Genomic DNA, 18,892 nt, shown 5'->3' with positions numbered 1-18,892 from the left:
TCTCCCTGTCCCGGGCTTGACCCGGGACCTCGCGCTCTGCACATGCACCAACGCAAAACGCCCCGCGGGATCCTGCGGGGCGCTCCGGTGTCATGGCTCTGAGACGATCAGTCCAGCTTGAACGACCAGAAGAAGGTCTCGCCCGAGCTGTCATCGACGCCATCGTTGTCGGTCGAGACATAGGCGGTGCCGTCCCCGGTGATCGCCAGACCCTCGACCTTGTCGACCACAAAGCCGTTCCAGCCTTGCAGGTCGGGGATCAGGTCGCGGACCTCTTCCTTCGACACCACCGGCAGCTCGCCGCCCAGCGCCGCAGGCGCCATCTCGGCCAGCGGAATGCGGTAGATCTTCTTGGTCACCACATCGGCGCCGATCTGGTTGTCGCGCTCGACCACATAGACATAATCGCCATGCGCGACGATCTCGGAGAGACCGACCCAGCCCTTGGCCGGCGCGGCCTTCGGATAGAGCACGGCACCCCATTCCTTGCTGGCCGGGTTGTAGGAGACGAGCTTGACGTGATCCTTCGGATCGTCGCCCCATTCACGCTGCACCGCCATCCAGAGCGTGCCGTCGATCATGGTCACGCCTTCGAAGCCAAAGCGCTTTTCCACCGCCATCAGCTCGGCGGGCAGACCCACCTCTTCCTGGATCTCGCCCTCGGCGTTCACATGGTAGAGCGCGTGCGGGATCACCCGGTCGGTGCGGCCTTCGGAGGCCAGCCAGAACCCGCCTTCGCCGTCGGTGGTGATGCCTTCGAGATCGAGCTTCTGCGCCGGATAGCCCGCGCGGGTGACGCGGGTGGCGGCGGTGATGCGTGCGGGGGTCGCCGAGGGGTCGATGGTGAAGATCGTCGGCTGATAGCCGTAGAAGCTGTCATTGACCGCATAGAGCATGCCGTCATCGCCCGCGACCATGCCCGAGATCGCACCCCAGCCGATCAGCTCGTCGGCACCCTCGGAGGTCAGCGTCGGGTACTGCGCCGGACCTTCGGCATAGTCGTAGAGCATGACATGGGCGCGCACGCCGCCATCCTCGACCAGATCTTCCTCGTTCGCGGTGACAAAGAGATTGCGGCTGGGGATCGCCACGGCGCCTTCCGGAGCGATGCCCGAGGGCAGCATCTGGGTCAGCACCGGGCTGGCCGGATCGGTCGCGTCATAGACGCCGACAACCGAGCCGCGCTCGGACATCACGAAGAGATAGGGCGTATCGCCGAAGGTGGCGAACTCCATGCCTTCGGGCTCGGCGCCCTTGGCGTCGGAGCGCTTGTCCGGATAGTGGCCGACCTGGATCACCGCGTGTTCGAAGCTGTTGCCGCTCTCATAGACCTCGGTGCCGTCCTTGGCAAAGATGGTGAAGCCGCGCGAGCCGCCATCCATGTCGCCCTCGTTGGCGATGGCGAAATGGTCGTCGTCGATCCACTGCACCGAGTCGGGCTCGCGCAGGCGGCCTTCCTGGCTCTCGGTGAAGATCAGCGCGCCGCGCTCGTCGGTGGCGTCGATCCCGGTCAGGTCCACGCTGCCGGCGGAGAAATGCGACAGCACTTCGCCCGCCTTGTTCAGCACCACCATGTGGTTGTTTTCCTGCATCGTCACGACGATCTCGCCCAGACCGTTCACATCGACGAATTCCGGCTCGGGATCTTCCGGCGCGATCTCGGCAAGGCCGGTCACATCGGCTTTGACCAGGCTGTCGCATTGCGCCATGCCGTCGGCGACATCGAGGATCGCCACATAGCCGGCGGGCATCTGCGGCACGCGGCCGTCGCCCAGATCCTCGTCGCGCTCGTTCTCGATGGCGATGGTGACAAAGCTGCCGTCCTGCGCCAGCGCCACCGAATCCGGCTGGCCGCCGAGATCGCATTCGCCAGCAACCTCACCCGACAGCGCGTCGAGCACCACCAGCTTGCCCGAGGGCGCGGTGTAGCTTTCCGAGGTGTTCACGCCGACAAAGGCGGTGGTGCCGGAGATCGCGACCGAGGTCGGCTCGCCGCCCATGTCGACATTGCCCAGCGGCTGCGGGTTGGCGGCGTCGGTGATGTCGATACGGCCGATCACGCCCAGCGGGCTGTCGGTATAGACCAGCGTATTGCCGTCTTCGGTGGCATAGATGATCTCGGCAGAGGTCACGCGGGCGGTGTCTTCGCCCGGCGCCATGTTGCGCGGCGTGGCAAAGGACGCGATGCGGTTGAAGCTCATCTCGGCGGCGGCGGCGTGCGCCGACAGCGCCAGCACCGAGGTGAGGCAGATCGTGCGGAATGTCATGAGGGTCCCCCTGTTGGTTCCGGCATCGCCTTGAGCCCGGAGGGTAACGTCCGCGTGACAGACCGGTTACAGATTTGCGAAAGCGTGCCGCACCTATGCCAGCAAAGCGCCGGTCATGGCGCTTTCGGGGTCGGTCAGCCCATCGATGACGTTGAAATGATGCCGGCCGGGCTCTTCCACCAGCCCGCATCCCCAGGCCTCGGCCAGCCAGCGCGCCTGATCGAGAAAGGCCGGGCGCTCCTCCGAGCCGACCCAGACCGTCACCGGCAGCTCCGGCGCCGGCATCGCGATCGGGCTCTCGGCCCAGGCCTCCGCCGCGTCGAGGCCGAATTTTTCGTTCATGCCCGTCTGCATCAGCGGCCGCAGATCCGACAGCGGCGAGATCGGCATGACATGCGCGAGCCGCGCCACCACCGCCTCGGGCAGCATCCCCGGCGCCAGCATGCGCGCCACCAGATGCCCGCCCGCCGAATGCCCGGCCAGCCGGATCGGCCCCGCCACCTCCGCCGCTGCCGCCGTCACCGCCCGCGCGACCTGGGTGGTGATCTGCGAGATCCGCACCGCCGGGCAAAGATCGTAGGAGGGCAGCGCCACCGCCCAGCCCCGCGCCACCGGCCCTGCCGCCAGATGCGACCAGTCCTCGCGCCCGAAGGCCAGCCAGAACCCGCCATGCACAAACATCGCGAGCCCCTTTGCCCGACCCTCGGGCAGGAACAGATCGAAGGCCTCGCGTGTGCCCGCGCCATAGGGAAGCCCCGCGCGCAGCCGACCGCGCGCGGTCATCTCGTCACGATAGGCAGCGGCCGACGCTGCCCAGCGCGGAGGGTATTGATCCGCATCGAGGATATGCGGGGCGTTGGCATAGGTATCGCTGAGGTCCATGGTTTTTCTCCCCTCTTGCGCTAGACTTTCGTCTTATCCGATGGTCTGCCCTGTACCACAGAGAAATTCTAGGAGGATCTCATGCTGGATCACACCGCCACAAACCTTGCCACCCTTCTCGACGATCCGAGCCTCCTGAAGACCCAAGGCTACGTGAACGGCGCCTGGATCGACGGCGACACCGGCACTTTCGAGGTGACCAACCCGGCCCGTGGCGACGTGATCGCCGAGGTTGCCGACCTGTCGCGCGCGCAGGTGGGGGCCGCGATCGACGCCGCCTATGCCGCGCAGAAGGAATGGGCCTCCTGGACCGGCAAGGAACGCGCGCAGGCGCTGCGCAAATGGTTCGACCTGATGATGGCGAACCAGAAGGATCTGGGCATCATCCTGACCGCCGAACAGGGCAAGCCGCTCAACGAGGCCGTGGGCGAGATCGCCTATGGCGCCAGCTTCATCGAATTCTTCGGTGAAGAGGCCAAGCGCATCTATGGCGAGACCATCCCCGGCCATCAGCGCGACAAGCGCATCACCGTGATCAAGCAACCCATCGGCGTCGCCGCCTCGATCACGCCGTGGAACTTCCCCAATGCGATGATCACCCGCAAGGCCGCCCCGGCGCTGGCCGCGGGCTGCGCCTTTGTCGCGCGCCCGGCCTCTGAGACGCCGCTCTCGGCCATCGCGCTGGCGGTGCTGGCCGAACGCGCCGGCATTCCGGCGGGCGTGTTCAACGTGGTGCCCTCGTCGAGCGCCTCCGAGGTCGGCAAGGAATTCTGCGAGAACCCCAAGGTGCGCAAGATCACCTTCACCGGCTCGACCGAGGTGGGCCGCATCCTGCTGCGCCAGGCCGCCGATCAGGTGATGAAATGCTCGATGGAGCTGGGCGGCAACGCGCCCTTCATCGTGTTCGACGACGCCGATCTGGATGCCGCCGTGGAAGGCGCCATCATGTGCAAGTTCCGCAACAACGGTCAGACCTGCGTCTGCGCCAACCGCATCTATGTGCAGGCCGGGGTCTATGACGCCTTTGCCGAGAAACTGAAGGCGGCGGTCGCAAAGATGAAGGTCGGCGACGGGCTGGAAGAGGGCACTGACCTCGGTCCGCTGATCACCACCGAGGCGATCGAGAAGGTGCAGCAGCATATCGCCGATGCCAAATCCAAGGGCGCCGAGGTGATCCTGGGCGGCGGCGACGTGCTTCAGGGCGCGGGCAATTTCATCGAGCCGACCATCGTCACCGGCGCCACCAGGGACATGCTGTTCTCCACCGACGAGACCTTCGGCCCGCTGGCACCGCTCTTCAAGTTCGAGACCGAAGACGACGTGATCGAGCTCGCCAATGACACGATCTTCGGTCTGGCCTCGTATTTCTATGCCAAGGATCTGAGCCGGGTCTACAAGGTCGCCGAGGCGCTGGAATACGGCATCGTCGGCGTCAACACAGGCATCATCTCGACCGAGGTGGCGCCCTTCGGCGGCGTCAAGCAGTCGGGTCTCGGCCGTGAAGGCAGCCATCACGGCATCGAGGATTTCCTTGAAATGAAATACGTCTGCATGAGCGTATGAGCCCGGCGCGCGAGGATTTTCTCGCGCCCGACCCGACCCCGGGCGAGGAGCAGCTCCTCGCCTGGCTTGCGGCGGCGCGGACCGGTGGCGGCACGCCCTGGCTGCGCCCCGAACAGGCCGAAGCGCTGGCGCGCTTTGCCCTCACGCATGGCGAAGGCATCCGGCTGATGGAGGCGGCGGCCTTCACCATGCACGAGCCGCCCCGCGATATTTCCTGGGAAATCCTCGGCGCCGATGCGCCCGGCGAGAACTGGGACGATCACCGCGACCCGCATAAGGCGTTTATCCTGTTCCAGAGCAAGCTGCGCCTCGCGGCACGCGAAGGCGCCCGGCTGCAATACAAGCTCTGGTTCGGGCGTCCCTGACACGCCTTCATGTTTCCGGAAAATACTCCCGCCGGAGGCGTCCGGTCCCGCCACGCGGCACATTGCCGGGCCGCAGGCCCCCCCTTGCCAAATCGCGCGCGACGCAGCATCGTCCATGTCGGGCAGGCGATGGCGTCGCCGGTGCCGCGCAAGGCACGCCCGTTCCATCCGTCCTGAACGCCGGGACCTTGCTTTGCCACTGCGGCAGGGTCGGGTCCGGCCCTCCGCGATTTCAAAGGAGGGCCGATATGGACCGTCCCGCATTCTACCGCTTTCATCAGGGCCAGCGCGTGCTGCCCTTTGCGCCAGAGGAATACGATACCCGCCTCGCCGGGCTGCGCGCGCTCATGGACGAGGCCGGCGTCGCCGCCTGCGTGCTGACCTCGATGCACAATATCGCCTATTACTCGGGCTTTCTCTATTGCAGCTTCGGCCGCCCCTATGCGCTGGTGGTAACCGAAACAGAAAGCGTCACGATCTCGGCGGGGATCGACGCCGCGCAGCCCTGGCGGCGCTGTCATGGCGACAACATCACCTACACCGACTGGGCGCGGCACAATTACTGGCGCGCCATCCTCTCGGTCACCGGCGAGGGCAAATCCATCGGCTACGAGGCCGATCACCTGACGCTGGCGCAGCGCGAGCTGCTGGAGGATTTCCTGTCGCCAGCGGTCACCGTCGACATCGCGGGGGCCACCATGCGCCAGCGGATGCACAAATCTCCCGCCGAGATCGCGCTGATCCGCGCGGGCGCGCAGGTCGCCGATATCGGCGGCTACGCGATCCGTGACGCGGTGCGCGCCGGCGTGCGAGAGATCGACGTGGCCATGGCGGGCCGCGACGCGATGGAGCTGGAAATCGCCAAACGCTTTCCCGAGGCCGAGTATCGCGACACCTGGGTCTGGTTCCAGTCCGGCATCAACACCGACGGCGCCCATAACCCGGTCACGGCCCGGGTGCTGGAGCGTGGCGATATCCTGTCGCTCAACGCCTTCCCGATGATCTCGGGCTATTACACGGCGCTGGAGCGCACCATGTTCGTGGAAGAAGTCGATGCCGCCTCGCTGAAGATCTGGGAAGCCAATGTCGCGGCGCATGAATATGGCATGAGCCTGCTGAAACCGGGGGTCAGCTGCGCCGCCGTCACCGAGCAGATCAACGCCTTCTTCGCCGAGCGCGACCTGCTGCAGTACCGCACCTTCGGCTATGGCCACAGCTTCGGCCTGCTGTCGCATTACTACGGGCGCGAGGCCGGGCTGGAGCTGCGCGAGGATATCGACACGGTGCTTGAGCCGGGCATGGTGATCTCGATGGAGCCGATGCTGACGCTGCCCGAGGGCACACCGGGCGCCGGCGGCTATCGCGAGCACGACATTCTGGTGATCACCGAGGACGGCAACGAGAACATCACCGGCTATCCTTACGGACCGGAATTCAACGTGGTCGGCTGACCCGTAGGGTGGGCAATCTGCCCACCCTTGCCCGCGCTTAGCGCTTGCGCCCGAAGAGGCCCTTCAGCCAGCCGCCGGCATCGTCGAGATTGTCGCCCATCTCCTCGAAAACCGGATCGATGCGGGCCTCGCGGAAGCGGCGCCAGCGCACATAGATCGCCCAGCAGATCGCCACCAGCAGCGTCAGGAAGATGATGTTGAACCACGGGATGATGCGCACATCCGGCCCCTCGACCGGGCGCAGCCCGATGGCGTTGGGATAGATCGACAGGAATTCGTTGCGCCAGCCGTAATGGGTGATCACCACCCATTGCGGGCTGCCCGAGGTCGAGCGCAGATCGGCGGCCTCGGCTTGCAGGTTCGAGGTGTCGAACTTGAAATAGGGCGGCCAGCCCCAGCCGGTATCCTCGTTGCGATAGACCATCACTTCATTGTTGTTCAGCCGCGTCTGGATGAAGAACACATCGCGCCCGGTGACAGACATGCTTTCACCGCTCGCCGATTGCGACCAGAACCAGCGGTTCTCGCCCGGGTCGATGCGTTTCTCGTAGGTGTCCGAGATCCGCGCGATATCGTGCTGCGGCAGGGTGTAATGCAGGAACGCCGCGACCAGCGCCCAGAACAGCAGGATGATGACCCATTTCACATAGCGCATGTCGGTTCCCTAGTAAAAATTCGTCAGATAGATGATCAGCGCCATAAGGCAAAGCGGCAGGATATACACGCCCAGGATGAGCTTGCGCCGCAGGGAGTGATCATAGTCCTTCAGGCCCTCTTCGACAAAGCGATGCCGCGCGCCCGGCCCCTGTTGCTCGTCCCATTCCTGCCCGAGCTTGCGCCGGCGCACCGAGCGCGACCAGAGCGACAGCGCCACATAGACCACCGTCAGCAGGACGAACCCGATCCCCAGCAATCGTAGAAGCGCCAGCATATGCGCTTTCCTCTGCAAACCCGCATCTCACCTGACCGGTCGCGCGGTGAAAATCAAGCGCCGGGTGAGGATTTCCGCACCTTGCCGCATCGCGCCCGCTCCGGCATGGTCCCGTCTGTTCACACATTTGCAGGCAGAGGTTTTCCATGCACCGCTCCTTCATCTTCGCCCTTCCCTTCGCCGTGCTGAGCGCCGCGCCGGCGCTGGCCGACGAGGTCACCGACACGCTGCAATCGGCCATCGAGGCCTATGAGGACGGCGATGTGCAATACGCGCTGGAAGAGCTGGATTTCGCCCGCTCCAAGCTGATCGAGATGAAGACCGACGCGCTGGGGGCGTTTCTGCCCGAGGCGCCGGAGGGCTGGAGCCGCGAGGTCGACAGCGAGGCCAATGCCGCCATGGCGATGATGGGCGGCGGCGTTTCGGCGCAGGCGGACTACACCGACCCCGACGGCGCGATCTACAGCATCCAGATGTTTGCCGACAATCCGATGGTGGCCAGCATGTCGGCGATGATCACCAATGCCGGCGCCATGGGGCTCAAGACCGACCGCATCGGACGGCAGAAATTCGCGCTTCAGGACGACCAGACCATGGGGCTGATCGCCAACCGCATCCTGATCCAAGTCGATGGCCCGGAGGCCGACACCCGCAAGATGCTGCTCGAAGCGATGGATTTCGACGCCATGACGAGCTTTGGCCAGTAGACAGCGCCCGGCGCGCGGTCAGCCGCGCGCCCGCAGGATCTGCGCCAGCACGCCCGGCGCATCGTAAAGCGTCCATTCCCGGCGCAGCCCGTCCGGCCCGAATTCCGCCTGCGTCATCCCCAGCACCGTGACCTCGGCGCCGCTCGGGCTGCCGAAAACGCCATGCCCGTCATGTGTGCCGGTCAGCGCCCAGCGGATCGCGGCGCGCGGCGGCGACAGATGCTCTTCGGCGCCCAGCAGGTGCTGCACCTCGAACCGTGCCGAGGGCAGCGCAGCGCGTAGCCCCAGCCAGAAGGCTTCGGCCTCTGCCGGGCCATGACCGATGACGGCGCCGGGCTGGAACAGCTCTGCCGCCGGATCGTAATGCCGCGCGATCACCGAGAGATCGCCGCTCATGATGCGATGCACCAGATCGCCCAGCGTATGGCCCCAGGCATCGTCATTGCCCGGCCCCGGATCGGGCATGTCGGGCGGTTCCTCCGGCCCTGCCATCTGGGAAAGGCGCCAGCGCGCGCCCTCCTCCGGGGTCACGCCGATCTGTGCCAGGATCGCCAGTTCGTCGCGCAGCACCCATTGCGCCCGCAACGCGCCAGACACGCACCAGCTCTCGCTCATCTCCAGATAGCTCAGCGCCCTGCCGCCCGGCGCACCGTAAAGCCCCGGCCCGCCATGCCGCGCCCGGCACTGGAAGCGCTGCGCCGCGACAAAGGCGTTTGGCGCCGAGGCCGACCAGAGCGTCTCCTCAGCGCAGAGCGAGAGTCCCGGCAGCGCCGCCCGCCGCGCCGCGAGCGCGGTGCCCACCGCCTCGGGACCGGACAGCACAGCCGCGCCGTCCTGCACCACCACATCCGGGGCGAGATACTCGGGAACCAGATCCAGCCGCTGCCCTTCGCCCAGATCATGGCGCAGCGCGTCGAGATAGGATGCGGCATCCTGCCAGCGGTCATCGAACCCGGCGAGAAAACCCACTCAGCGCCTCCCGTAATACAGGCCGACGACGTGCTCCGCCTCGGCAAAAAACAACCATCGCGAGACAAGCACGCCCGCCGTGTGCGAGACAAGGGCCAGCAGCCCGAAAACATGCGGCAGCGGCAGTTGCAGCAGTATCAAGGGCAGCAGCGCCATGAGCAGCAGCGCAATGACCCTCAGCTTTTGCGCATGGCGGCGACCGACCACATAGACCATCTCGTCGAGCAGGTAATTGCTGCCGGTATGCGGCGGAAACAGCGCCCGCGGCGTGCCACGCTCGCCCAGCCCCGTAGCGCTGGAGAGCGTCGTGCCGGCGCGGGCAAAGCGTTTGTCGCCATCCCACCAGACCCAGGCTTGCAGCGCGCCCGAGACGATCAGCAAGAGGCTCGCCGCCAGCACCCGCCCCGAAAGCAGCGCGCCGCCGGTCAGTGCGAGGGACAGGAACAGCGCCGGCGTCGACCAGTGGTGCCAGCGCGGCACCGTCTTGAGCTGTGCATAGATCATCGCCGTGGCCCCCACCGTGGCCAGCGATAGCGCCGCGCCCAGCCAGCCCAGCGGCAGCACGGCCACGCCGAAAAGCAGCAAGAGCGCGTAAAGCGCCATGACGCTGAGCGCCAGAAGCGCGCCCCAGGCCTCGCGCGAGAGCCAGCTGCTGCGCCATTGCGAAAACGCCTTGAGCGCACGCTCCGGGCGCCGCAGATGGCGGCTCGATGCCGCGAGCCCGCCCAGCGCCAGCGCATAGGCGACGGCGAAGAAGACAAAGGCGACCCAGCCGGTGGGCGGGGTCGGGTCGAGACCCAGCCAGACCAGCAGCCCGAAGCCGAGCCCCGAGAGCGTGGTGAAAAGAATGATCGACTTTGCCGGGTGCATTCAGAGCTTCCCCAGCGTGCGGTCGAGCCAGCCGAGAAAGCCCTCCGGCTCCTCGGCCACCGGCTCCAGATAGGGCGCCAGCACATCGGTGTCCCCGCCCCAGCCGTCGCGCGGGCGCGGCGGCAGGTATTTGTTCACCGGCCTGGTGCCCTGCTCGGGCATCAGGTCGATACCGCCGCGCTCGGCCACAAGCTGCGACACCGCGCTCTCCGGATCGCCGAGATCGCCGAAATGCCGGGCGTTTGCCGGGCAGGTGCGCACGCAGGCGGGCTCGCGGTCTTCCTCCGGGAGCGCGTCGTTATAGATCCGGTCGACGCAGAGCGTGCATTTCTTCATCACCCCCGCCGACGGGTCCATTTCCCGCGCGCCATAGGGGCAGGCCCAGGCGCAGAGGCCGCAGCCGATGCACGCGTCTTCATTGACCAGCACGATGCCGTCCTCGGCACGCTTGTAGCTGGCGCCGGTCGGGCAGACCGGCACGCAGGGCGCATCCTCGCAATGCAGGCAGGATTTCGGGAAATGCACATGCTGGGCGGGGCCGGTTTCGGGCAGCACCTCGTAGCTGTGCACGCGGTTGAGGAAGGCGCCGGAGGGATCGGCGCCGTAAGGTTCACTGTCCGACAGCGGCGCGCCATAGGCCTGATCGTTCCAGCCCTTGCAGGCCACGACACAGGCGTGACAGCCGACACAGGTGTCGAGGTCGATCACCAGACCGAGCTTTTTCTCGCTGTGCTGGGGCAGGTCGGTCATGGCGTGCCCTCATTGTCCGGGGGCTGCGCCTCTGGAGAGGGTGTTTTTTGAGTATTTGCAGAAAGATGAAAGCCCGGGATCACCGGGAAGACCGGCTGCGCCTCGTCGGGGGCGGCGGATTTTTCCAGTTTCACGCGCAGGTCGAACCAGGCGGCCTGCCCGGTGACCGGATCGGAATTGCTCCAGCGCATGCCGTCACCGCGCGCGGGCAGCAGCTCGTGAATGAGGTGGTTGAGCAGGAAGCCTTTGGTGGCCTCGGGGGCCTTGGGGTCGAGTGCCCAGGCGCCCTTGCGCTTGCCGATGGCGTTCCAGGTCCAGACCGTATTTTTGTTCAGCGCCGCCATACGCGCGGCGGGCACGGTGATCTCGCCATGCGAGGAAGTCACCCGCACCCAGTCGCCCTCGGAAAGCGCCAGCTTGTCCCACCAATAGGTCGGCAGGTAGAGCGGGTTCACCCCGTGGATCTGCCGCAGCCAGGCGTTCTGGCTGCCCCAGGAATGATACATCGCCATGGGCCGCTGGGTGAGCGCATGCACCGGGTATTCCGCCGGGTCCTCGAAGGCGTCCGACATCGGCGCGTACCAGAGCGGCAGCGGGTCGAGCGTGGTGCGGATGCGGCCGCGCAGCGCCTCGGGCGGCTGCGGCGCGCGCTTTCCCTCGGCGGCGAGCTGGAAGCGGCGCAGCGGCTCGCACCAGAGCTGGATCAGCGCGGGCTGCGGTTTGTCGATGAGCCCGAACGAGACCGCCCAGTCCTGATAGGCGCGGTTCCAGGGTTTGTAATAGGCGGCCTCCTCGGGCAGCGGCGCGGTGAAGAACCCGCCATTGCCGATATAGCTGTCGATCTGCGCCGCGTTCGGGTCGCCCTTGCCATGGGTCAGGCCCTGCGGCCCCATGCGCCAGCCCGCCAGCGGGCCGATGCCGGGCTTGCGCTCGTGATTGGTGATGTAGTCGGCGTAATCGGTGTATTTCGGCGCACCGTCCTCGGTCACCATGCCCGGCAGGCCCAGCCGCGCGCCAAGATCCAGCAGCACCGACTGGAAGGGCCGCACGTCGCGGTCGGGCGCGATCACCGGCCAGCGGATCGCATCCGCCGCGGCGTCGGGCTCGGAGATCGGGCGGTCGAGCAGCGAGATGCAGTCGTGACGCTCCAGATAGGTGGTGTCGGGGAGGATCAGGTCTGCATAGGCGACGGTTTCCGAGCGATAGGCATCGGCATAGATCACATGCGGGATCAGGTACTCGCCGGCCTCATCGGTGGCGGTCAGCATCTCCATCGTGCCGCGCGTGTTCATCGAGGAGTTCCAGGCCATATTGGCCATGTAGAGGAATAGCGTGTCGATGCGGTAGGGATCGCCCGCCGCCGCGTTCGAGATCACCATATGCATGAGCCCGTGCGGCGATAGCGGGTTTTCCCAGCTGAAGGCCTTGTCGATGCGGGCCGGGGCGCCGTCCTCGGTCAGCGCCAGATCCTCCGGCCCCTGCGGATAGCCCAGCGCCGGGCCGTCGAGCGGCTGACCGGGTGTGCTGCGGAAATGCGGTCTCGGATGCGCGCTGGCGGGTTTCGGATAGGGCGGTTTGAAGCGGAAGCTGCCGGGGGTTTCGACGGCACCCAGAAGGGTTTGCAGCAGATGCAGCGCGCGGCAGGTCTGGAAACCGTTGGCATGGGCCGAGATGCCGCGCATGGCGTGCATGGCGACCGGGCGGCCCGGCATGGTCTTGTGGGCGACGCCGCGGAAATCGGTCCAGGGCTGATCGAGCGTGACATCGCTGTCGAAGGCGGCGCGGGCGAGCTCCGCCGCCACCCGGCGGATCTGCTCCGGCGCGATGCCGCAACGCTCGGCCACCTTTTCCGGCGCGTAATCCGGCGCGAGGTAGCGCTCGGCGATGTCGTACATCACCGCGCGATGGGTGACACCGGCGCGGCGCAGCTTGCCGCGCAGATCGGGCTCCACGCCTTCGCCATCCCAGGGGGCGGGCTTGCCGGTGCGGCGATCGATGACCAGCGGGCGGCCCGCGTCGTCGCCCAGGAACAGGCCATGATCCGGCGATTTCGGGTCGCAATCCAGCAGCACCGGCGCGTTGCTGAACCGGGCGAGGAAGTCGAGGTCGATCTTGCCGGCGCGCAGCAGCTCATGCACCAGCGACAGGATGAAGAGCCCGTCGGTGCCCGGGGTGATGCCGATCCACTCGTCGGCGATGGCGTTATATCCCGAGCGGATCGGGTTCACCCCGACGATCCTGGCGCCGCGCGCCTTGAGCTTGGCCAGCCCCATCTTGATCGGATTGCTGTCGTGATCCTCGGCCACGCCGAAGAGCAGCAGAAGCTGCGCATGCTCCCAGTCCGGCGATCCGAATTCCCAGAACGACCCGCCCAGCGTATAGATCCCCGCCGCCGCCATATTGACCGAGCAGAAACCGCCATGCGCCGCATAGTTCGGCGTGCCGAATTGCTGCGCCCACCAGCCGGTGAGGCTTTGCGACTGGTCGCGCCCGGTAAAGAAGGCGAGTTTTTCCGGCGCGGTCTCGCGCAGCGGTTTCAGCCAGGAGGTCGCGAGGTCCAGCGCCTCCTCCCAGCTGATTTCCTCGAATTCGCCGGAGCCGCGCGGACCGACCCGGCGCAGCGGCGCACGCAGGCGGGCGGGCGAGGTGACCTGCTTGATCCCGGCGGCCCCCTTGGCGCAGAGCACGCCGCGATTGATCGGGTGGTCGCGGTTGCCTTCGATATAGCTGACCTTGCCCTCTTTCAGATGCACATTGATGCCGCAGCGGCAGGCGCACATGTAGCAGGTCGTCTTGCGGATCTCGTCCGAGACGCGCGGGGACAGGTCGATCTTGGGCTGGTCGGTCATGCCGTGGCTCGGTCTCCTCGGAGCTGAAGCTAGGACAGCCGCGCGGCGCTGACCAGTGGCATTGCCGTCACGCCGGCAACGCCCCGCGCCGGAGCCGGACCCTGTGCTGCCTCAGCCGGCAGCCCTGGCGCGCGAGACGGAGGCAGAGCCCAGCGCTGCCACCCGCGCGCGCAGATGCCTGGCCACAGTCCGGCCCCAGGCATCCCAGTTCAGGTACTCCTCGTATTCGCGCCGGGCCGAGCGCGACAGCGAGGCATAGGCATCCGGCGTGTCGAGGTAGGTTTCGATCAGGCCGGCGAAATCCTCCGGCACGCTGCCCTGCGGCAGTGCATGGCCGTTCACCCCATCGCGCACCGGCACGCCGCCGACCGCGAGGCAAAGCGCCGGCAGCCCGTGTGCCGAGGCCTCGCAAAAGGCAAAGCCATAGCTCTCATAGGAGGGCTGCACGAGAAAATGCGCCTCGGCAAAGGCGCGGGCAAAGATCGCGGCCTCCTCCGGCACCGATTTGTCGAGCTGCGGATGCACGGTGACGAAATCGTTACAGTGGACCTCCGGCGGGACGCAGCCGATCACCGTCAGCCGCGCGTCGATGCCGCGCGCGCGCAACGCTTGCATGGTGTCGAAGGCGATTGGGCCACCCTTGGCGAACCAGTCGCGCCCGACAAGCAACAGCTCGACCGGACGGTCGCGCCCGATCGGCGTGGGCTCGGGCGGCGGCGGCGGCGCGATCCCCGCGCCCCAGGGCACCAGCAGCGAGTTCGACGGATCGAGACCGTAGCGGTCGTCAGCCGCCTCCTTCAGCCAGCGCGACGGCCAGAACAACAGGTCGGCACGGCGGAACACCTGACCCTCGCAGCGCTCGACTCGGTCGTCGAAGAGCCGGCCTCCGGGAAATTTCGATGGGTGCGCCTGACCGATTTCGGAATTGCGATAGATCGTCTGGGTGGCATCCGAGGTGAAGGCGGTGACCATCGGATAGGGCGGCACGATATGGCACATGGAGTGAAAGGAGTAGGCGCAGAAGAGCACGTCGTATTCTCCGCGCAGCAGCTCGGCGCGCACCGTCCGCGCGACCACGGGTGCCAGCGCCAGATGTGCGCGCCAGCGCAGGCGCAGCGCCGCCGCCTCGGGGGTGTGGCGGATCGCCTGGCGCACCGGCTCTGCCAGCCCCCAGCCGTTCGACAGGATCGTCACCTCTCCCGCATGTTTGCGCAATGCCTCATAGATGCGTGCGTTTCCGCCCGAATACATGTTTCGGTCGAGCGGAGAAAAGTCGCACAAATAGGCGATGTTCAGCCGGGGCTCTGTCACCTCGCACACCCTGTAAATGCTTTCAGTTCCGCGCCAGTGCCTGACAAGGCAATGGGGCGACATCGTGACCCTGAAGGGGCGTATACCGTCAATCCCCTCAATTGTGCCATATCTGCCAGCCCCGCCGGGTTTCCGCATCGCACGCGCGACAAAAGGCCCCCCGCCTGCTATGGTCGCGTCTGAGATCCGGGGCGCGTGGGGGGCCTGCGGAGCGCCGCGAGTGAAGCTTCGAAGACGAGTATGCCCAACCCTCTCGCCTATTTCATGCTGGCCATCTGGCCGCTGGTGACCATCGCCCTGTTCCGCCGTCTTCCGGTCGAGCGGGCGCTGATCCTGTCGCTGATGGTGGGCTATCTCTTCCTGCCGGAGCCGCCCGCCGCCTTCGACCTGCCGCTGATGCCGCCGCTGATGAAGCACAATATCCCGGCGCTCACGGCCTTTGCCTTCTGCATCTGGAAATACGGGCCGCAGGGCTCGATCCTGCCGCAGTCGCTGGTGGGCAAGCTGCTTCTGCTGACCTTCATTCTGTCGCCGATGATGACGGCTGTGAATAACACCGAGCCGGTCTTCTACGGCCGCATCGGACTGCCCGGGCTCACCGTCAAGGACGCGCTGGCGCTGATGGTGCAGCAATTCCTGCTGATCCTGCCTTTCCTGCTGGCGCGCCAGTATCTCGTCAGCGGCGGGGCGCAGCGCTATTTTCTGCTCGCCCTGATGGTCGGCGGGCTGGTCTATTCGCTGCTCATGCTGATCGAGATCCGCCTCTCGCCACAGCTCAACAACTGGATCTACGGCTATTACCAGCACCTTTTCGGCCAGTCGATCCGCGCCGGCGGTTACCGCCCGGTGGTGTTCCTCTATCATGGGCTCTGGGTCGCGTTCTTTATCATGACCGCCGCCGCCGGTGCCTTTGCGCTCTGGCGGCAGGACGAGCGGATGCACAATATCAAGGTGCTGGCCGCGGCCGTCTATCTGCTGCTCATCCTGGTGATCGCGAAATCGCTGGGATCGCTGATCCTCGGTATGGTGCTGATCCCCTCAATCCTGTTCCTGACCAGGCTCATGCAGATCAAGGTGGCGATCCTGATCGGCATTCTGGCCATCGGCTACCCGATCATGAAAGGCGCGCATCTGGTGCCGGAGGAACGCCTGCTGAACGAGATCGCCAGCATCGATCCGGAACGCGCCAATTCACTGGATTTCCGCTTTACCAACGAGAACATCCTGCTCGAACGTGCCTATGAAAAGCCGGTCTTCGGCTGGGGCAGCTGGGGTCGGAACCATATCCTCAACCCGGTCACCGGCGAGATCGAGACAGTGACCGACGGGCGCTGGATCATCGTCATCGGGATCTATGGCTGGGTTGGCTTCCTCGCCGAATTCGGCTTGCTGGTGCTGCCGCTTGTGCTGCTCTGGCGCGAATCCGTCCTGGCGGGGCGCGAGGCCATATCGCCCTTTATCGGGCCGTTGTCGCTGATGCTGGCGATCAATGTGTTCGACATGCTGCCCAACGCCACGCTGACCCCGCTCACCTGGCTGCTGGCGGGCGCGCTGACCGGCTATGCCGAGGCGCTGAAGGCCGCGCGGCTGAAACGGGGCCCGGCAGACGGGCGCGCGTTGAAATGGCAATCCATTATGTGAAGGCGGGACATGTGTGAGTTGAAACGGCCCCGCGTCCTGGCCATCGCCGAGGCGGCCAATCCCGAATGGGTGAGCGTGCCGCTGGTCGGCTGGTCGCTGGCGAGCGCCCTGCGCGAGGTGGCGGATGTGCATATCGTCACCCAGATCCGCAACCGCGAGGCGTTTCTGCGCGCCGGGCTCGCCGAGGGCGCCGATTTCACCGCCATCGATTCCGAGACCTATGCCCGCCCGATGTGGAAGCTCGCCGAAAAGCTGCGCATGGGCGAGGGCAAGGGCTGGACCATGGTGCAGGCGATCAACGCGCTGAGCTATCCGCATTTCGAGCGGCTGGTCTGGCAGCGCTTCGGCGACGGGATCCGTGGCGGCGACTGGGATGTCGTCCACCGCATCACGCCGCTGTCGCCGACGATCTCCTCCTCGCTGGCCGGGCAGTGCGCCGGGGCCGGTGTGCCCTTCGTTCTGGGGCCGCTGAACGGCGGCGTGCCCTGGCCCAAGGGCTTTGACGCCGAGCGGCGGCGCGAGAAGGAATGGCTGAGCTATCTGCGCTCTGTATATAAGCTGATGCCCGGGCGCGGCGCGACGCTGGCACAGGCCTCGGCAATCCTCGTGGGCTCGCGCCACACCGAGAGCGAGATCCCCGCGCGACATCGTGACAAGACCATCTATCTGCCGGAAAACGGCATCGACCCGGCGCGGTTCAACCGCGTCGCCGCCCCGGAGCCGGGCGTGCTGCGCGCCTGCTTCGTGGGCCGGCTGGTGCCCTACAAGGGGCCGGACATGCTGCTGGAGGCCGCCGCCCCGCTGCTGCGCGACGGGCGCATGACGCTCGACATGATCGGCGACGGGCCGATGATGGCGGATCTGGTGGCGCAGGCCGACACGCTGGGGGCTGCGAAGGCCGTCACCTTCCACGGCTGGAAAGAGCATCGCGAGGTGCAGGACATCATGGCGGCCTGCCACCTGCTCTCCTTCCCCTCGATCCGCGAATTCGGTGGCGGTGTGGTGCTGGAGGCGATGGCGTTGGGTGTGGTGCCGCTGATCGTCGATTATGCGGGACCGGGCGAACTGGTGGTGCCAGGGACCGGGCTCAAGGTGCGCTGCGGCACCCGCGACGAGATCGTACACGGTTTTGCCAAGGCGCTCGAGGCGCTCGCGGCGGACCCATCGAGCCTGCCCGCCATGGCAGAGGCCGCGCGGGCGCGGATCGAAAGCCACTTCACCTGGGCGCGCAAGGCAGAGCAGGTGGCGCAGGTCTATGACTGGCTGCTTGCCGGGCGTCCCGCTCCGAGCCCGTCATTTTTCTGAGAGCTGTCAGATCCCGAACCCGCTCAACCGCCCATGCCACACAGATCCGGCACGGGTGTCGGGTCAAGCCCCGGTCTTGTCGCCCGCGCCCGTCTCAGCTGCCTCGGTCTCGGGCTCTGCTGCCTCGGGGGCATCGAGCAGGAAGCTCATCGCATCGCGGATGCGGCCCCAGGTGGCGGCGTCGGAAGCACAGAGCAGATAGCCCTCGCGCTTGGCGGCATTGTAATCCGACCCGTCCAGCATCGCCACATGCCCGCCCGCGCATTGGCAGAGCAGCGCGCCGGCGGCATGATCCCAGGGGGTCAGCCGTGCGGACAACACGAAATCCACATGGCCCTGCGCCAGCATCCGGAATTCATGCGCCGAGCAGCGCAGCGACAGGGCGCGCTCGAACCGGGTCATCAGCTGCGCCATAGGCGCCTGCTTGTCCTCGGGCAGCATGTAGAGCGGCAGATAGCCCTGAAGTTCTTCGACCGGGCCGCCCTGCGACACCGAGAGCGGCCGCACGATCCGGCGCTTGGGCACCGTCATTTCTGCCGGGCCGCCGGTCTCGCCCAGGATGAAATCGTCCATCACCGGATCGTAGAGCAGCCCGAAAACCGGCACGCCGAAGCGCAGCGCCGAGAGGATCACGCCGAAGGTGGCGAGCCCGTGCGCATAGTTCCAGGTGCCGTCTACCGGGTCGATGGTAAAGGCAAGCTCGGCCTCTGCGATCTTGTCGACCACTTCGGGGTTTTCCGCGACATTCTCCTCGCCCACGATCAGCGCGTTGGGGAAAAGGCCCACCAGCCCGCGCGCGATCATCGCCTCGGCGGCGCGGTCGGCCTCGGTCACCAGATCCTGACGGCTGGTCTTTTGCGAGATGTCGGCGGCGTCGAGACTGCGAAAGCGCGGCATGATCTCGGTGCGCGCGGCACGGCGCACCAGGTTCATGATGGAGGTGCGCTGCGCCTTGGTCAGCGTCGAGATCGGCATGGGCAGGGAATCGGTCATCGGTCGGAGGGTCCGTGGCAGCCAGGGGTTATCTATGA

General features: G+C 66.5%; 16 protein-coding genes. 6 read left to right on the top strand and 10 right to left on the bottom strand.

Translation table 11 applies throughout. The features are described from left to right. Nucleotides 1-107 precede the first annotated feature (107 nt). Nucleotides 108-2,267: an esterase-like activity of phytase family protein gene (locus tag I6N89_RS02665; RefSeq protein WP_207016667.1), complete on the bottom strand. Its 2,160-nt coding sequence runs from the start codon at nt 2,265-2,267 to the stop codon at nt 108-110. A 93-nt stretch (nt 2,268-2,360) separates the two neighbouring features. Further along, nucleotides 2,361-3,149 (bottom strand): alpha/beta hydrolase, encoded by a 789-nt coding sequence (locus I6N89_RS02660; protein WP_207016666.1) that lies wholly within the window; start codon nt 3,147-3,149, stop codon nt 2,361-2,363. Between the two features lie 81 nt (nt 3,150-3,230). Between I6N89_RS02660 and I6N89_RS02655 the strand changes: the two genes are divergently transcribed. The 3 genes from I6N89_RS02655 to I6N89_RS02645 all read left to right on the top strand — a co-directional run bounded on the left by I6N89_RS02655 (nt 3,231) and on the right by I6N89_RS02645 (nt 6,528). Then, complete coding sequence (locus I6N89_RS02655; protein ID WP_207016665.1) at nt 3,231-4,712, top strand: NAD-dependent succinate-semialdehyde dehydrogenase; 1,482 nt, start codon at nt 3,231-3,233, stop codon at nt 4,710-4,712. Then, nucleotides 4,709-5,077: a hypothetical protein gene (locus I6N89_RS02650; RefSeq protein WP_207016664.1), complete on the top strand. Its 369-nt coding sequence runs from the start codon at nt 4,709-4,711 to the stop codon at nt 5,075-5,077. The genes I6N89_RS02655 and I6N89_RS02650 overlap by 4 nt, the downstream gene beginning before the upstream one ends. Nucleotides 5,078-5,325: 248 nt before the next feature. Further along, a complete protein-coding gene (locus I6N89_RS02645; RefSeq protein WP_207016663.1) occupies nt 5,326-6,528 on the top strand; it encodes an aminopeptidase P family protein in 1,203 nt (400 codons plus the stop codon). A 37-nt stretch (nt 6,529-6,565) separates the two neighbouring features. Here I6N89_RS02645 and I6N89_RS02640 read toward each other — a convergent pair whose 3' ends face one another. Then, nucleotides 6,566-7,183: a DUF1523 family protein gene (locus tag I6N89_RS02640; protein WP_207016662.1), complete on the bottom strand. Its 618-nt coding sequence runs from the start codon at nt 7,181-7,183 to the stop codon at nt 6,566-6,568. A 9-nt stretch (nt 7,184-7,192) separates the two neighbouring features. Then, nucleotides 7,193-7,459: a hypothetical protein gene (locus I6N89_RS02635; RefSeq protein ID WP_207016661.1), complete on the bottom strand. Its 267-nt coding sequence runs from the start codon at nt 7,457-7,459 to the stop codon at nt 7,193-7,195. Nucleotides 7,460-7,605: 146 nt separating this feature from the next. Here I6N89_RS02635 and I6N89_RS02630 point away from each other — a divergent pair, with 146 nt between their 5' ends. Next, complete coding sequence (locus I6N89_RS02630) at nt 7,606-8,166, top strand: hypothetical protein (RefSeq protein ID WP_207016660.1); 561 nt, start codon at nt 7,606-7,608, stop codon at nt 8,164-8,166. Between the two features lie 18 nt (nt 8,167-8,184). Here I6N89_RS02630 and I6N89_RS02625 read toward each other — a convergent pair whose 3' ends face one another. The 5 genes from I6N89_RS02625 to I6N89_RS02605 all read right to left on the bottom strand — a co-directional run bounded on the left by I6N89_RS02625 (nt 8,185) and on the right by I6N89_RS02605 (nt 14,915). Further along, nucleotides 8,185-9,135: an ester cyclase gene (locus I6N89_RS02625; protein ID WP_207016659.1), complete on the bottom strand. Its 951-nt coding sequence runs from the start codon at nt 9,133-9,135 to the stop codon at nt 8,185-8,187. Beyond that, the gene (locus tag I6N89_RS02620; protein WP_207016658.1) at nt 9,136-10,005 is read right to left on the bottom strand and encodes a dimethyl sulfoxide reductase anchor subunit family protein; all 870 of its coding nucleotides are present in this window, start codon (nt 10,003-10,005) and stop codon (nt 9,136-9,138) included. It abuts the gene before it with no gap. After that, nucleotides 10,006-10,755 (bottom strand): 4Fe-4S dicluster domain-containing protein, encoded by a 750-nt coding sequence (locus I6N89_RS02615; RefSeq protein ID WP_328805832.1) that lies wholly within the window; start codon nt 10,753-10,755, stop codon nt 10,006-10,008. Continuing rightward, nucleotides 10,752-13,604, bottom strand: coding sequence for a molybdopterin oxidoreductase family protein (locus I6N89_RS02610; RefSeq protein WP_207016657.1), 2,853 nt, complete (start codon nt 13,602-13,604; stop codon nt 10,752-10,754). Before I6N89_RS02610 ends, I6N89_RS02615 begins: the two co-directional genes overlap by 4 nt. 111 nt (nt 13,605-13,715) lie before the next feature. Beyond that, complete coding sequence (locus tag I6N89_RS02605; protein WP_328805831.1) at nt 13,716-14,915, bottom strand: glycosyltransferase family 4 protein; 1,200 nt, start codon at nt 14,913-14,915, stop codon at nt 13,716-13,718. Between the two features lie 240 nt (nt 14,916-15,155). Here I6N89_RS02605 and I6N89_RS02600 point away from each other — a divergent pair, with 240 nt between their 5' ends. Beyond that, nucleotides 15,156-16,556 carry a hypothetical protein gene (locus I6N89_RS02600; RefSeq protein WP_207016655.1) on the top strand — a complete coding sequence of 467 codons (1,401 nt, stop codon included), beginning with the start codon at nt 15,156-15,158 and terminating at the stop codon, nt 16,554-16,556. Nucleotides 16,557-16,565: 9 nt separating this feature from the next. Beyond that, on the top strand, nt 16,566-17,861 hold the full coding sequence (locus tag I6N89_RS02595) for a glycosyltransferase family 4 protein (protein ID WP_207016654.1): 1,296 nt from the start codon (nt 16,566-16,568) through the stop codon (nt 17,859-17,861). Between the two features lie 63 nt (nt 17,862-17,924). Here I6N89_RS02595 and I6N89_RS02590 read toward each other — a convergent pair whose 3' ends face one another. Then, a complete protein-coding gene (locus I6N89_RS02590; protein WP_207016653.1) occupies nt 17,925-18,854 on the bottom strand; it encodes an inositol monophosphatase family protein in 930 nt (309 codons plus the stop codon). Between the last annotated feature and the right edge of the window lie 38 nt (nt 18,855-18,892).

This window comes from Salipiger abyssi, assembly GCF_017311415.1.
Taxonomy (GTDB): Bacteria; Pseudomonadota; Alphaproteobacteria; order Rhodobacterales; family Rhodobacteraceae; genus Salipiger; species Salipiger abyssi_A.
The sequence above is the reverse complement of the archived record's forward strand: the minus strand, read 5'-3'. Positions and strand labels throughout refer to the sequence as shown.

Coding starts and splice junctions, on each gene's coding strand:
- I6N89_RS02640 (WP_207016662.1), bottom strand. CDS start 7,183: ATGCGCTATGTGAAATGGGTCATCATCCTGCTGTTCTGGGCGCTGGTC.
- I6N89_RS02620 (WP_207016658.1), bottom strand. CDS start 10,005: ATGCACCCGGCAAAGTCGATCATTCTTTTCACCACGCTCTCGGGGCTC.
- I6N89_RS02595 (WP_207016654.1), top strand. CDS start 16,566: ATGTGTGAGTTGAAACGGCCCCGCGTCCTGGCCATCGCCGAGGCGGCC.
- I6N89_RS02590 (WP_207016653.1), bottom strand. CDS start 18,854: ATGACCGATTCCCTGCCCATGCCGATCTCGACGCTGACCAAGGCGCAG.
- I6N89_RS02655 (WP_207016665.1), top strand. CDS start 3,231: ATGCTGGATCACACCGCCACAAACCTTGCCACCCTTCTCGACGATCCG.
- I6N89_RS02630 (WP_207016660.1), top strand. CDS start 7,606: ATGCACCGCTCCTTCATCTTCGCCCTTCCCTTCGCCGTGCTGAGCGCC.
- I6N89_RS02665 (WP_207016667.1), bottom strand. CDS start 2,267: ATGACATTCCGCACGATCTGCCTCACCTCGGTGCTGGCGCTGTCGGCG.
- I6N89_RS02615 (WP_328805832.1), bottom strand. CDS start 10,755: ATGACCGACCTGCCCCAGCACAGCGAGAAAAAGCTCGGTCTGGTGATC.
- I6N89_RS02635 (WP_207016661.1), bottom strand. CDS start 7,459: ATGCTGGCGCTTCTACGATTGCTGGGGATCGGGTTCGTCCTGCTGACG.
- I6N89_RS02650 (WP_207016664.1), top strand. CDS start 4,709: ATGAGCCCGGCGCGCGAGGATTTTCTCGCGCCCGACCCGACCCCGGGC.
- I6N89_RS02645 (WP_207016663.1), top strand. CDS start 5,326: ATGGACCGTCCCGCATTCTACCGCTTTCATCAGGGCCAGCGCGTGCTG.
- I6N89_RS02660 (WP_207016666.1), bottom strand. CDS start 3,149: ATGGACCTCAGCGATACCTATGCCAACGCCCCGCATATCCTCGATGCG.
- I6N89_RS02600 (WP_207016655.1), top strand. CDS start 15,156: ATGCCCAACCCTCTCGCCTATTTCATGCTGGCCATCTGGCCGCTGGTG.
- I6N89_RS02610 (WP_207016657.1), bottom strand. CDS start 13,604: ATGACCGACCAGCCCAAGATCGACCTGTCCCCGCGCGTCTCGGACGAG.